17 protein-coding genes are annotated in these 13,596 nt (G+C 57.4%); 13 read left to right on the top strand and 4 right to left on the bottom strand.

Going from position 1 to position 13,596, the window contains the following annotated elements; all coding sequences use genetic code 11:
• Positions 1-15: 15 nt before the first annotated feature.
• The 6 genes from AC2FIT_RS01105 to AC2FIT_RS01080 all read left to right on the top strand — a co-directional run bounded on the left by AC2FIT_RS01105 (position 16) and on the right by AC2FIT_RS01080 (position 4,542).
• Complete coding sequence (locus tag AC2FIT_RS01105; RefSeq protein ID WP_496825836.1) at positions 16-768, top strand: endonuclease/exonuclease/phosphatase family protein; 753 nt, start codon at positions 16-18, stop codon at positions 766-768.
• Between the two features lie 25 nt (positions 769-793).
• Positions 794-1,207, top strand: a complete 414-nt coding sequence (locus tag AC2FIT_RS01100) for a Fur family transcriptional regulator (protein WP_224889198.1) — start codon at positions 794-796, stop codon at positions 1,205-1,207.
• 138 nt (positions 1,208-1,345) lie between these two features.
• Positions 1,346-2,227, top strand: a complete 882-nt coding sequence (locus AC2FIT_RS01095) for a DMT family transporter (protein ID WP_496825834.1) — start codon at positions 1,346-1,348, stop codon at positions 2,225-2,227.
• 145 nt (positions 2,228-2,372) lie between these two features.
• Complete coding sequence (gene eno, locus AC2FIT_RS01090; protein WP_496825832.1) at positions 2,373-3,650, top strand: phosphopyruvate hydratase; 1,278 nt, start codon at positions 2,373-2,375, stop codon at positions 3,648-3,650.
• Positions 3,651-3,766: 116 nt separating this feature from the next.
• Positions 3,767-4,213, top strand: coding sequence for a GNAT family N-acetyltransferase (locus tag AC2FIT_RS01085; protein ID WP_496825830.1), 447 nt, complete (start codon positions 3,767-3,769; stop codon positions 4,211-4,213).
• A 161-nt stretch (positions 4,214-4,374) separates the two neighbouring features.
• Positions 4,375-4,542 carry a hypothetical protein gene (locus AC2FIT_RS01080; protein WP_496825828.1) on the top strand — a complete coding sequence of 56 codons (168 nt, stop codon included), beginning with the start codon at positions 4,375-4,377 and terminating at the stop codon, positions 4,540-4,542.
• Here the strand turns inward: AC2FIT_RS01080 and AC2FIT_RS01075 are convergent.
• From AC2FIT_RS01075 to mazG, 3 genes are all read right to left on the bottom strand, one after another.
• The gene (locus tag AC2FIT_RS01075; protein ID WP_496825826.1) at positions 4,539-4,988 is read right to left on the bottom strand and encodes a GNAT family N-acetyltransferase; all 450 of its coding nucleotides are present in this window, start codon (positions 4,986-4,988) and stop codon (positions 4,539-4,541) included. The two genes, AC2FIT_RS01080 and AC2FIT_RS01075, sit on opposite strands and share 4 nt — an antisense overlap.
• Positions 4,985-5,926, bottom strand: a complete 942-nt coding sequence (locus tag AC2FIT_RS01070; RefSeq protein WP_496825825.1) for a nucleoside hydrolase — start codon at positions 5,924-5,926, stop codon at positions 4,985-4,987. Before AC2FIT_RS01070 ends, AC2FIT_RS01075 begins: the two co-directional genes overlap by 4 nt.
• Before the next feature lie 63 nt (positions 5,927-5,989).
• Positions 5,990-6,847 (bottom strand): nucleoside triphosphate pyrophosphohydrolase, encoded by an 858-nt coding sequence (gene mazG / locus AC2FIT_RS01065; protein ID WP_496825823.1) that lies wholly within the window; start codon positions 6,845-6,847, stop codon positions 5,990-5,992.
• A 66-nt stretch (positions 6,848-6,913) separates the two neighbouring features.
• Here mazG and AC2FIT_RS01060 point away from each other — a divergent pair, with 66 nt between their 5' ends.
• The 4 genes from AC2FIT_RS01060 to AC2FIT_RS01045 all read left to right on the top strand — a co-directional run bounded on the left by AC2FIT_RS01060 (position 6,914) and on the right by AC2FIT_RS01045 (position 10,537).
• Positions 6,914-8,077: a M20 aminoacylase family protein gene (locus AC2FIT_RS01060; protein ID WP_496825821.1), complete on the top strand. Its 1,164-nt coding sequence runs from the start codon at positions 6,914-6,916 to the stop codon at positions 8,075-8,077.
• A gap of 12 nt (positions 8,078-8,089) precedes the next feature.
• Positions 8,090-9,058 (top strand): agmatinase, encoded by a 969-nt coding sequence (speB, locus tag AC2FIT_RS01055; protein ID WP_496825818.1) that lies wholly within the window; start codon positions 8,090-8,092, stop codon positions 9,056-9,058.
• Between the two features lie 63 nt (positions 9,059-9,121).
• Complete coding sequence (speB, locus tag AC2FIT_RS01050) at positions 9,122-10,069, top strand: agmatinase (protein WP_496825816.1); 948 nt, start codon at positions 9,122-9,124, stop codon at positions 10,067-10,069.
• A gap of 63 nt (positions 10,070-10,132) precedes the next feature.
• Positions 10,133-10,537: a DUF1499 domain-containing protein gene (locus tag AC2FIT_RS01045; RefSeq protein WP_496825814.1), complete on the top strand. Its 405-nt coding sequence runs from the start codon at positions 10,133-10,135 to the stop codon at positions 10,535-10,537.
• Here AC2FIT_RS01045 and AC2FIT_RS01040 read toward each other — a convergent pair.
• Positions 10,463-10,765 (bottom strand): hypothetical protein, encoded by a 303-nt coding sequence (locus tag AC2FIT_RS01040; protein ID WP_475182583.1) that lies wholly within the window; start codon positions 10,763-10,765, stop codon positions 10,463-10,465. The genes AC2FIT_RS01045 and AC2FIT_RS01040 overlap by 75 nt on opposite strands.
• A 63-nt stretch (positions 10,766-10,828) precedes the next feature.
• On the opposite strand from AC2FIT_RS01040, the gene prfA reads away from it, so the two are divergent.
• The 3 genes from prfA to AC2FIT_RS01025 all read left to right on the top strand — a co-directional run bounded on the left by prfA (position 10,829) and on the right by AC2FIT_RS01025 (position 13,548).
• The gene (gene prfA / locus AC2FIT_RS01035; protein ID WP_496825812.1) at positions 10,829-11,884 is read left to right on the top strand and encodes a peptide chain release factor 1; all 1,056 of its coding nucleotides are present in this window, start codon (positions 10,829-10,831) and stop codon (positions 11,882-11,884) included.
• Positions 11,881-12,723 (top strand): peptide chain release factor N(5)-glutamine methyltransferase, encoded by an 843-nt coding sequence (gene prmC, locus AC2FIT_RS01030; RefSeq protein WP_496825810.1) that lies wholly within the window; start codon positions 11,881-11,883, stop codon positions 12,721-12,723. Before prfA ends, prmC begins: the two co-directional genes overlap by 4 nt.
• A gap of 243 nt (positions 12,724-12,966) precedes the next feature.
• Positions 12,967-13,548: a DUF4167 domain-containing protein gene (locus tag AC2FIT_RS01025; RefSeq protein WP_224889184.1), complete on the top strand. Its 582-nt coding sequence runs from the start codon at positions 12,967-12,969 to the stop codon at positions 13,546-13,548.
• The last annotated feature ends 48 nt before the right edge of the window (positions 13,549-13,596 follow it).

Genomic DNA, 13,596 nt, shown 5'->3' with positions numbered 1-13,596 from the left:
TTTTATCAGAGCTCTATGAAACACCAGTCGACGCTGCGCATTGCCAGCTACAATATTCAGAAATGCGTCGGCCTTGATTTCCGACGGCAGCCCCAGCGCATCATGCAGGTTATCGACAGCATGAAAGCAGATATCGTGGTGCTGCAAGAGGCCGATAAACGGCTGCCGCCGCGCCCTGCTGCCTTACCGCATTTCATGCTGGATGAGGCAGGGTGGCAGATTGTTGATCTGGGCGGGGCAGGCAGCCTGGGTTGGCATGGCAATGCCGTGATTTGGCGCGGAGACGCGATCCGCGTACGCCAAAAAGGCCACCACGACCTGCCGGGGCTAGAACCGCGAGGTATGGTTCAGGTCGAGTTCGACACGCATATCGGGCCGTTGCGTGTGATTGGCATGCATTTGGGTCTGTTGCCTGCATCCAGACGGCAGCAGATCACCCATATCCGCCGATTTGACAAGAAGCTGAACGATATACCGACCGTCTGGGCCGGGGATTTCAACGAATGGTCACGTCAGCCGGTACTGGATCATCTGGCCCCTGATATGCGATTTCTGCCGCCGGTTCCCAGTTTTCCGGCTGCTCAACCGCTGGGCGCGCTGGATCGGATCGCGCTGGGCGGGGGGCTAGAGGCTGTGTTGCACGGCGTGCATGATGCTCGACCGGCGCATATCGCCTCGGATCACTTGCCGATCTGGGCTGACCTGCGCCGTGTGACCCAAGATGCAAATCCCCTGTGGCACCATCCGCACAGACGTATTAAGACATAAGCCCGAATTACTCTGAGGGTCACACATGACCGATACGATTATCGCCCGATGCGAAGCAAAAGGACTGCGTATGACGGGCCAGCGCCGCACAATTGCCCAGGTGCTGCAACAAAGCGACGATCACCCCGATGTCGAGGAGCTTTATGCCCGCGCGTCCAAGGTGGATTCGGGTATCTCGATCGCTACGGTCTATCGTACCGTCAAACTGTTCGAAGAGGCGGGGATTCTCGACCGGCTGGAGTTCGGAGACGGACGGGCGCGTTATGAAGATGCCGAACGTGATCACCACGACCACCTGATCGACATGCAGTCAGGCGAAGTGATCGAATTCGTCGACCCTGAAATAGAGGTTTTGCAGGAAAAGATCGCCGCCAAGCTGGGTTACAAGCTGAAAGGCCACCGGCTGGAACTGTACGGCGTTCCGCTCAAACAGGACTGAACCATCACGGTTCGCGAACGGCAGGCGCACGGGAATTCATGCTTTTCCAGCACGATACCGCTTGCCCGTAAGGCTTGGTTGCGCTTTTGGTGAACAATGCGGCCGTGAGTCGGGCCGCAGGTTTCAACGGACATGATCATGAACAACGTAAACGGCATATTGCTGGTCGTCGGTGCGATGGCGGCCTTCACTCTTGAGGACATGTTCATCAAACACCTGTCGTCCACAGTGCCGACCGGCCAAATCATGCTTGTTCTAGGCTTGGTCTGCGGGCTGGTTTTTGCCGTGATGTCGGTGGTCACGCGAAAACGTATCTTTGATCCGTTTGCATGGCGTCCACTTCCCTTGGTACGTGCCGGTGCCGAAGCGGTTGGCGCGCTGACTTTTGTAACCGCGCTGTCCTTGGTGGAGCTGTCCACCGTGGCCGCCGTGTTTCAGGCAATGCCGCTGGCTGTCACTATGGGAGCTGCCCTGTTTCTGGGCGAGCATGTTGGCTGGCGACGTTGGAGCGCGATTGGCGTGGGTTTCATCGGTGTCTTGATGATTATCCGCCCGGGACTTCAGGGTTTTCAGCCCGAGTCGCTCTTTGTTGTGGCCACTGTTATCGCGATTGCCGCGCGCGACCTGATCACGCGTAAGCTGGATGTCAGGGTGGCCTCTTCCGTTGTGGCGCTTCAGGCCTATCTTGCAATTGCGCTTGCCGGCCTCGTTTTAAAGGTTTTTACCGCGCAACCCGTGGTGCCACTACAAACGGCCCAAATCGGTCCGTATTTGGGTGCCATTTTGTTTGGTGTCGTCGCTTACTATGGGATCGTCACCGCCATGCGGATTGGTGAGGCTTCGGCGCTGACCCCGTTTCGCTACACGCGGTTGGTCTTTTCGATTGCGGCGGGGATGCTGATGTTTGGCGAGCGTCCTGATCTGATGACACTGGCCGGTGCCACGTTGATCATGGGGTCGGGCATGTACACCTTCATGAGAGAGCGCAAGTTGGCCCGTGAGCTTGCGACCGTGGTCTGATGGATCGCCACAGGCAGACAAAAACGATAAACTGTTAGCCCTAAACCCTCGTATTTATCTGTGTTAGCGGTAACATATCCGGTTTACATTTTGCCGGGTGATGGTATGAGGCGTGCAAGTTATTTTAGCGACAGGAATGCGCCTCATGAGCACCATCATCGACATCCACGCACGCGAAATACTGGACAGCCGGGGCAATCCGACCGTTGAGGTGGACGTGATTCTGGAAGACGGCACCATGGGCCGCGCTGCTGTGCCTTCGGGTGCGTCCACCGGAGCCTATGAGGCGGTGGAAAAGCGTGACGGCGACAAGTCGCGGTATATGGGTAAGGGCGTGCTAGAGGCCGTCGCGGCGGTCAACGGTGAAATTGCCGAGGAACTGGTTGGTTTTGACGCGACCGAGCAGGTCGCCATCGACCAAGCCATGATCGAACTGGACGGGACCGAGAACAAAGGCCGTCTGGGGGCAAATGCCATTCTGGGCGTTTCACTGGCGACTGCGAAGGCGGCGGCAGATTTCACCACTCAGCCCTTGTACCGTTATGTTGGCGGCACGTCGGCCCGCATTTTGCCAGTACCGATGATGAATATCATCAACGGGGGCGAGCATGCAGATAACCCGATCGACATCCAGGAATTCATGATCATGCCCGTTTCGGCCGCGAACATCCGCGAAGCGGTTCGCATGGGCTCCGAAGTGTTCCACACACTGAAAAAAGAACTATCAGCGGCGGGGCTGGCCACAGGTGTCGGTGATGAAGGCGGTTTTGCACCCAACATCGCCTCCACCCGCGAAGCGCTGGATTTCATTCTGAAGTCCATCGAAAAGGCGGGCTACAAACCGGGCGAAGAGATTCACCTGGCGCTCGATTGTGCGGCGACCGAATACTACAAGGGCGGCAAATACGTTCTGTCGGGTGAGGGCAAGAGCCTGACCTCAGAAGAGAATGCGGAGTACCTTGCGGCTCTGGTCAACGACTATCCGATCATTTCGATCGAAGATGGCATGTCCGAGGATGACTGGGACGGCTGGAAGGCCCTGACCGACGCCATCGGCGACAGGGTGCAACTGGTGGGTGACGACCTGTTCGTGACCAACCCCGCGCGTCTGGCCGAAGGGATCGAACGCGGTTGCGCGAACTCGATGCTGGTCAAAGTGAACCAGATCGGATCACTGACCGAAACCCTGCGCGCCGTCGATATGGCCCACCGTGCGCGCTATACCAACGTCATGTCGCACCGCTCGGGTGAAACCGAAGATGCCACAATTGCCGATCTTGCCGTTGCAACCAACTGCGGTCAGATCAAGACCGGCTCGCTGGCACGGTCGGACCGGTTGGCCAAGTATAACCAATTGATCCGCATCGAGGAATCTCTGGGTGAAGTGGCAGAATATGCCGGGGCTTCGATCCTTAAGCGCTGAATGCTACGCTGATCCGTGAGTTGAACGAGGATCAGCCTGTGCTTCGCATTACAGAACCCACAACGCCGGACCAAGTCGAAGCGGTCCGGCGTTTGTGCTGGGACTATCGTGATTAATTGCTAACGCTGGATGCGCATTCACAGAAAATAGTTCGAACCTTCTATCCGCGCAAAAAATACGCGCGGATACTTTCGTCTATAGAAACTGAACACTGCCCGCCAAACGGTGGTATGCGTCTTGCTTTGAAAGATGATCAGCCCGTCGGGTGCGGGATTTTCCACACCATCGCCCCGCGCGTGGCCGAGGTAAAACGCGTTTTCGTGGCAGATAGCGTGCCGGGCGCAGGTGTGGGTTTTGCGATAATGCAATCCCTTATCGAAAAGTGCCGCGAGCGCGGATTTGACTACATCCGTATGGACACAGGCAAACCGATGCAGAAGGCTTCGCGTTTATACTTGTCGATGGGGTTCTCTTTGCGGGATGCTTATTCAGAGATTCTAGAAATCGCGAAGGGTCATCTGCTGTTTTTTGAGATGGATCTGCGCGCGAACAACTCTGCCTGAAGAACGTGTAGTTTATTTACGCTTGGTTTTCTAATTGAAAACGCAGGGGAATCCCTCGCGCCAAAAATAAATCATCAAATATATCATTATGTGTGAACTTTTTCATACTTGTGCCGGATCGAGTTGAGGTATTCTGAACAAATTACAGAAAGGAGCACACCATGACTGGTTCGAAATTCCTTCTCGTAGCTTCAGTGATCAGCACCATATTCTTGTCGGCCTGTGCGGGCCCGGGGACGTACCCAATCACGGGTGAAGCTGTGTCATCCGGCGACCCGGTTCAAGACATGGATATGCCAATGTTCATCTTCCGCGGCGAGTCGCGTTAAAGAACCTTGCTCATCAGCATGTAGTTGTCGCGCGGTTTGAACCCAGTGCGCAGGTAAAGCTTCTGCGCGGTCTCGTTCGCACGATCGACTTCAAGGTGCAGGGCGGTCAATCCTGCATGGGACAGTGCCTTAGGCAGATCGTGCAGCACCTCTGTGGCGATGCCGCGTCTTCGGATGGCAGGACGAATGTAGATTTCATCGACGAAGCCGTCCATACCGCCAAATTCGACCGACCAGCCGAAGGTCAGGATGATGTAGCCCAACGGTGCGCGACCCGGACCAATCAGGTAAATGCATCCGTGCGGGATGCCCTCCAGCAATGGCAATAGGGCGTCACGCCTTTGATCCGCGTCCTGTTCAATGCCTTCTTCCGCATGAAAAGCCGTGACCAAGCTCATGAGGCGGTCCAGATCATCGGGGCGGGCGAGCTTAAGTGCGGCGCTCATAACCGGGCCAGCCTTTCTGTCAGCAGATCGAAGAAGCCATCGGCGTCAATATCCCCGATGAACAACGCATTGGGCAGGTGGTCCGTGACACCCCACCAGTCGGCGACGGTCATGCCCATGGTCAATTCAGACTGTGTTTCAATCTGAACGTTTATGTGACGGCCCGAAAACAGCTCTGGCTGGATCAGATAGGCCGTAACGCAAGGGTCGTGCAATGGCGCACCTTCCGAGCCGTATTTCTCCTTGTCGAAGCGCTCGAAGAAATCCGTCATTTCGGCCACAGCGTGACCAACTTTTGTGTCAAGCGCGCGGAAGGCATCGTTGCGGTGTTTCGTAACCAGCGCCTTGTGCGTTACGTCCAGCGGCATGACGACAATTGTAACGCCAGATGTGAACACAATATCAGCGGCTTCAGGATCGACATAGATGTTGAATTCAGCGGTTGGTGTGATGTTTCCAACCTCGAAATACGCTCCGCCCATCAAAACAATTTCCTGCACCCGGTCAATGATGTCAGGGGCTTTCTGAAAAGCGGTGGCAATGTTCGTCAGCGGCCCCAGCGGGCACAACGTGACAGTTCCGGGCTCGTGCTTGCGTAGCGTGTCTATGATGAAATCCACCGCGTGCCCGTCGGTCAAAGCCATTTCAGGGTCAGGCAGAACAGGGCCATCAAGCCCGGTTTTGCCATGCACATGCTCTGCCGTGACCAAAGGGCGTTTCAGGGGGCGGTCGCAACCGGCGTATACTGGAATATGCGTTTTCCCCGCCAATTCGCGGACAATGCGCGCGTTCCTGGCGGTCAACACTAGCGGCACGTTCCCGGCGACGGCGGTAATCCCCAACACGTCGATCTCTTCCGGGCTGGCCAGCGCCAGCAGGATGGCCACAGCGTCGTCCTGACCAGGATCGGTGTCTATGATGATTTTGCGCGGTGCCATGAGTTACCTCCGGGGTCTTGAAGCGCGGACACTCGCAAGTGTCACCGAGCTTGTCCAGCGGTTTCAGGCGTTGCTCGTTACATCCACAGGCGGGAGTTTGCCATTGGCGCGATGCTCTTCGGTTTTCACCTCATCCCAGAGCGCATCCATCTCGGCCAGGTCGCTTTGTGATGGGGTCTTGCCACGGGCGGCCAGGCGTGCCTCAACCTGTTCAAAGCGACGGGTGAACTTGGCGTTGGTGCGGCGCAGGGCGGCCTCGGGTTCGATACCCAGATGACGGCCCAGATTGACCATCACGAACAGCAGATCACCGAACTCATCTTCAAGCGCGTCTGGGTCCATCCGGTTGCGAGCCTCTTCCAACTCGGCGGCTTCTTCGGTGATCTTGGCCAGCACGTGGCTCGCATCAGGCCAGTCGAACCCTACACGCGCGGCGCGTTTCTGCAACTTGTGGGCGCGCAGCAGGGCGGGCAGGTTTGCTGCAAGACCGTCCAGCGTTCCTTTTTGTTCTTTGCCAGCGCGTTCTGCTGCTTTGATCGTCTCCCAATCCAGCGTCTGCTGCTCCGCAGACTTCTCACGGGATTCGTCTCCGAACACATGCGGATGGCGGGTGACCATCTTGTCCGACATGGTGCGGACCACGTCCTGAAAGGTAAAATACCCGGCTTCTTCGGCCATTTGTGCGTGAAAGACGGATTGGAACAGCAGATCACCCAGCTCGCCCTTCAGCTCGTCAAACGCTTCGCGTTCGATCGCGTCAGCAACCTCATAGGCTTCTTCGATCGTATAGGGGGCGATGGTTGCGAAATCCTGTTCGATATCCCACGGGCAGCCTGTTTCAGGGTCGCGCAGGCGGCGCATGATTTCCAGCAGACGCTCGATCCCGGCGTCGCTGTCGTGGATCAGAGGATTTTCGGCCATTGCGAACCCTTTCGTTCCGGTGTCAGATGCATGCATTCCGCACTCAAGATCAGGAGTCCACCCCAGATGCCGGTCGTCAACCGAATTGCTAATTTCTCTTCCGATATGGCCACGTGGCGCCGACATCTGCATTCCATTCCTGAACTTGCCTTCGACTGCCATGAAACGGCGGCGTTTGTAGCGGACCGGTTGCGAGGGTTCGGCGTGGATGAGCTGCACGAAGGAATCGCCACAACGGGGATTGTCGCGATCATCAATGGGCAGGGCGATGGCCCGACAATTGGCCTGCGGGCAGATATGGACGCGCTACCGATTCCTGAGGATACGGGTGTCGGATATGCTTCGAAGCATCCCGGCAAAATGCATGCCTGTGGTCATGACGGCCACACCACGATGCTGTTGGGGGCCGCGCGATACCTGGCCGAGACGCGGAATTTTCGTGGTCGAGTGGCGCTGATCTTTCAACCCGCCGAAGAAGAGGGCGGCGGTGCCGGTGTTATGGTCGAAGAAGGCATCATGGATCGGTTCGACATTGCTCAGGTCTATGCGCTTCACAACGCGCCGGGCCTGCCCGAGGGGGCCTTTCATACGACACCGGGCGCGATCATGGCGGCGGTGGATACGTTCCATGTGTATATACAGGGCGTCGGTGGTCATGGCGCCATGCCGCACGAAACCCGCGATCCGGTCATGGCCGCCTGTGGTATCGCGCAGGCGCTTCAGACCATCGTCAGTCGAAATCACCACGCGCTTGACGATCTTGTCGTTTCCGTCACGCAGATTCACACAGGTACGGTGAATAACGTCGTCCCCGATACAGCCTATATCAACGGCACGGTGCGCACGTTCGATCCAGCAGTCCAACAGATGGTGATTGAGCGGATGGAGCAGATCGTGCAGGGGCAGGCGGCCTCGTACGGGGTCGAGGTGCGGCTGGACTACGAGGTGGACTATCCCGCCACGATTAACGATGCCGAAAGCACCCGCTTCGCGTCTGACGTCGCGCGCGAAATCTCGGGGCCCGAACAGGTTGTCGACAATATGACCCGCAACATGGGGGCCGAGGATTTTTCATACATGCTGCAGGCCCGTCCGGGCGCCTACCTGTTTCTGGGTCAGGGCGAGGGGGCCGGGCTGCACCATCCGCAATACAATTTCAATGACGAGATCGCGCCGGTGGGCGCCTCGTTCCTTGCGCGGATCGTCGAAAAGGCGCAGCCGTTGGGGTGAAAAGGAAATGACATGGCACTGGAAGACGCAAAAACTCAGGTAGACGAAGCCTTTACCAACCCAGACCTCAAGGGGCTGTCTTTTGAAAATACGTTTGGCGGGGCAATCTCGTTCCTGCGGCGGCTTTACACCAAGAACCTGACCGGTGTGGATATCGCCGTCACTGGCGTGCCGTTCGATCAGGCCGTAACCAACCGACCCGGTACTCGACTGGGTCCCCGCGCGATCCGCGAGGCCAGCGCGTTGCAATCCCCTGACGCGCCCTATGGCTGGCCGTTTGATGCGCTGAGTGAGCTGGCAATCATCGACTACGGCGACGTGGCCTATGACTATGCCAATATTCCGGCCTTCCCCGATCTGCTGACCGATCATATCCGAACGATCCTGGCGGCTGATGTAGCCTCGGTTTCGCTTGGCGGGGATCACTATATCAGCTTTCCGATCCTGAAAGCCTATGCCGAGAAATATGGGCCCATGTCGCTGCTGCAATTTGATGCGCATACAGATACATGGGCGGATGACGATATGTCCCGCGTTGATCACGGGACGATGTTCTACAAGGCAGTGAAGTCGGGGATCGTGGACCCGAAGCGCTCGGTTCAGGTGGGAATTCGCACCACCAACGAAGATACGCTGGGCGTCAATATTATCGACGCACGCGAGGTTTATGAAGCCGGACCCGCTGCAGTGGCGGAAAAGATCAAGGGCATTCTTGGCGACAGCCCGGTTTACCTGAGCTTTGATATTGACGGTCTGGACCCCGCGTTTGCCCCCGGCACGGGTACGCCGGTCTGGGGCGGGCTAAGCTCCATTCAGGCGCAAATCATCCTGCGCGATATCGCGGGCATCAACATCAAAGGTGGGGACGTGGTCGAGGTCTCTCCGCCCTATGACACATCGGGTGCGACAGCGATTGCAGGGGCGCATGTGGCAACGCAGATCATCTGCCTGTTGGGGTGGAGAAAGTTGGAGCAGGGTTAACCATTGGTTAGCCATCTTTCCGCTATCTGGCTCACCAAACGGCCAGACGGGAGAAATTCAAGAATGACTGATTTTAACCAACCCATCAGCGGCAATGACCTTGCGCGGTTCTCGGGTCCAAATACGTTCATGCGTCTGCCGCAATCGGATAAACTGGCCGGGCTGGATGTGGCTGTTTTGGGCATTCCAATGGATATCGGGACATCGTGGCGGTCTGGCACTCGATTCGGGCCCAAGCAAATTCGCAGCGAAAGTGCGATGATCCGGCCCTACAACATGGCAAACTCTGCCGCGCCCTTTGACAGTTTGCAGATCGCAGATATTGGCGATCTGGCGATCAACACTTTTTCGCTGGCCGACAGTTTGAAGATCATCAAGGAAAGCTTCGATGTAATCGTGGCCAACGGAGTGACGCCTGTTGCCATGGGCGGCGACCATTCGATCACATTGCCGATCCTGCGAGCGATCGCAGCCAAGCGCGGGCCGGTTGCGTTGGTCCACGTGGACGCGCATGCAGATGTAAACGATGAGATGTTTGGCGAGAAAGAGACGCATGGCACCGTCTTCCGCCGCGCTTACGAAGAAGGGCTGATCATTCCTGACAAGACTTTTCAGATCGGCATTCGCGGCTCGGGCTACGCAGCATCGGATTTTTCCGAAGCTGCGGGCTGGGGCTTCCGCCAGTTCCCCGCGTGGGAGTTGTGGCAGCAGAACCTTACGGAAATCGGGTCCCAGATCCGCAAGACGGTCGGGGATCACCCGGTTTACCTGTCGTTTGACATCGACAGCCTGGACCCGTCCTTCGCACCCGGAACGGGTACGCCTGAGATCGGGGGGCTTACGACTCCGCAGGCGCTGCAATTGATCCATGCGCTTGGCGGAATCAATCTGGTGGGCTGCGATCTGGTTGAAGTCTCACCGCCCTACGACCCATCGGGCAGTACAGCGCTTACGGCAGCAAACCTGCTGTTCGAGATGCTTTGCATCCTGCCCGGAGTGTTGTCGCGGTAGAAATTCTACCACGCACTCTATTTCAAAGGTCAGAGAACTACTCTGCAATGTAAAAGGTTCGGGATGAAACGAGTGTTAATTCTTGGGCTGCTGGCCGTGTTGATCGCATTGACCGTGTTTCGTTTCGCTCCAACTGATCCTGATCGTTGGCACGTTGCCCTTGCCGGTGACGCCGATCGGGACATGCCCGGCGGTGTGTTCCGCATTGTCGAAGATCTACCCAATGGCCTAGAGCGTCTGCATTTCATTGCCACGCAAGCGCCCCGTACTGAAGTGTTGGCGGGATCCGTGTCAGAGGGAATGGTAACCTACGTAACGCGCAGCAGGGTCTTTGGTTTTCCGGATTACACAACTGTGCAGCAGGACGGCGACACCCTGCGCATACACGGGCGTCTAAGATTTGGGCAGGGCGATTTCGGAGTAAATCGGGACCGAGTTGATGGATGGCTGGATGCTCTGGAGGTTTGAAGACAAGCACCCCTCCTGCACTTCGCGCCACATCGGCACGTTCAGCGACATCTGGCACTGGGCCGTGAACATACGCCCGTCAACTTGTAGGCAGATCAACTCGCCCAACTCGATGCGTGTGCCGGATTTGTCGGTGCAATAGCAGTCCTGAACCTTGCCACCAGGGCCGACCACATCGGCCAGGGCAGGGGCCGCGCACAATAGAAAAACAAGCGCCAAACCTTTCATGAACCGCAGCTTAGCACACGGTCGGGCCTTGACCAAAGCCTAGGATTAAGAGACACCGCGTGGATGATCCCAGAAGAACGCCTTGTGCAGATAACCCAGCGATTCCAGTACCTCGAAGCGGCCATGGCCGATGGCGCCTCGGGCGGAGATATCGCGGCGCTGGCGAAGGAGTATTCCGACCTAAAGCCGGTCGTTGATCAGATCATGTCGTGGCGTCAGCTTGTCGCTGATCTGGCTGAGGCCAGAGAGATGCTGTCTGATCCGGATATGAAGGAATTGGCCGAAGAGGAGATTCCAGCGCTGCAAGCCCGTATCCCCGAAGCCGAACATGCGCTGCAACTGGCACTGTTGCCGCGCGACAAGGCAGACGCGCGGCCTGCGATGCTGGAAATCCGACCGGGCACAGGTGGGGATGAGGCCGCATTGTTCGCGGGTGACCTCCTGCGGATGTATCAGCGCTATGCAGAAAACCGCGGTTGGCAATTTGAAATCATTGAGGAACAGACCTCGGACCTTGGCGGCATCAAAGAGGTGGTCGCCCATATCAAAGGCGAAAATGTCTTTGCCCGGATGAAATACGAATCCGGTGTGCACCGGGTTCAGCGTGTACCGGAAACCGAAAGCGGCGGGCGCATCCATACGTCGGCTGCAACGGTCGCGGTTCTACCCGAAGCCGAAGATGTCGATATTCAGATTGACGCCAATGACATTCGTATCGACACGATGCGCAGCTCGGGGGCCGGGGGGCAGCATGTGAACACAACCGACTCTGCGGTGCGGATCACACACCTTCCGACGGGTTTGGTGGTGACAAGCTCGGAAAAGTCGCAGCATCGCAACCGAGAGATCGCGATGCAGGTGCTGAAAACACGCCTCTTTGATCTTGAACGGCAGCGGATCGACAGTGAACGTTCGGCGGATCGAGCCAGCCAGGTTGGCTCGGGCGATCGATCCGAACGTATCCGGACGTACAATTTTCCGCAGGGCCGCATGACGGATCATCGGATTAACCTGACATTGTATAAGCTGGATCAGGTCATGCAAGGCGACTTGGATGAGGTAATCGACGCGTTGACAGCTGATGACCAGGCGCGGCTATTGGCGGAGATGGCGCAATGATCGCTGCGCTGACGGCAGCGCAGGCCATGGTCGCAGCCACCGCACGCCTGCGGGCCGCGGGTGTGGATGATCCGGCTCGTGATGCACGGGTATTGTTGGCCCACGCCGCGCGGATCGAGGCCAGCCGGGTCACACTGATTGCACCTGAAGAACTGTCACCCGAAATCGCGGAACGCTATGACCAATTGATCTCATTGCGGGCCATTCGGGTGCCGGTATCGCATCTTCTGGGCGAGCGGGAATTCTACGGCCGACGGTTTCGTGTCAGCCGTGATGTTCTGGACCCGCGCCCCGAAACTGAAACGCTGATTGAGGCCGCGCTGAGCGAACCGTTTGACCATGTATTGGATTTGGGCACCGGTTCCGGCTGTATCCTGATCACGCTGTTGCTTGAGCGGGCGAGTGCGACGGGTGTCGGCGCAGATCTGAGCGAGGCCGCCTGCCTACAGGCCAGCGCAAATGCGGTCTCTCATAAGATACAAGGGCGTGCCGAAGTTGTATGCTCTGACTGGTTTGAGAACATTCAAGGCCAGTTCGATCTAATTGTTTCCAATCCGCCTTATATCGCGCTGAGCGAGCTACAGGACCTTTCGCCCGAAGTGCGAGAGCACGAGCCGCGTATGGCCTTGACGGACGAGGGTGACGGCCTTGGCGCATACCGCCATATCGCTGCCTCGGCACCGGACTTCCTGATGGCCGGAGGGCGTATCCTCGTTGAAATTGGACCAACTCAGGGAAAATGCGTTGTGTCGTTGTTTGAAACAGCGGGGCTGACGGGAACGCGGATCATTCCCGATCTGGACGGTCGTGATCGTGTTGTTATGGCCAGAATGCCATAGTTGCAGCCCAAGGTGAGGCTAAAAAGTGCCGATAATTGTAAAAAAGCTGCGAATTTTTGGACAAACCTCTTGTCTGCACGCGCTGGACATGCTTACTCAGAGTTAGTCTGCGAGGCTGACGCTGTTTCAGCGGGCCCCTGACGCCAAGCCCAAAAAAGTCGACATCGCGTGACGGCTAAAGCCATTGAGCAGTGCAGGGCGCGACGTGATCGGCACCGAATGACAAGGCTGACGTAAATTAAGATGAGATCTTCCAAATCCCGCTCGCGGGCCAAGAATAACCGCAATCGCCCTTCTGGTGGCAACGTTGTGAACCGGGTTTTTGACAGCTCGGGTCCTGAAGGCAAGGTGCGCGGTACGCCCCAACAAATCATTGACAAATATAACCAGTTGGCGCGTGATGCCCAGCTTTCTAATGACCGTGTAGCTGCGGAAAATTTTCAGCAGCATGCCGAGCATTACCTGCGTTTGCTGAGCGAAGCGCAGCGCGAAATCGAAGCACGCCGGGAAGAGCAGGAGCGCCAGAATCGCGAACGCCAGGCCGAGCGTGACCGCGAACGTGCCGAGCGGCAGGAGCGTGAAGCCGCTCGCCAAGCCGACTTGGCCGAATCGCCGCAGCCCGATGTAATGGATTTCGCAAGCGAAGGGTCAGCCCCGGAATCCGGCCTGGTCGAGACGCCAGAAAGTCAGACTGCGGCTCCGGCGGTAGACGTGCCCGAGAAGAAAGAAAAGCCGGCGCGTCGGCCGCGCACGCGGAAGCCCAAGGCTGCGCCAGCGGACGAAGCGCCGAATACAGATGGCGACGCACCCGAAGCTGCGGAATAGGCGCAAACAGCAGTTTTAAAAAAAGCCTCGGGTCATTCCGGGGCTTTT

The sequence above is a fragment of the Ruegeria sp. YTSA135 genome, assembly GCF_059610165.1.
The sequence above is the reverse complement of the archived record's forward strand: the minus strand, read 5'-3'. Positions and strand labels throughout refer to the sequence as shown.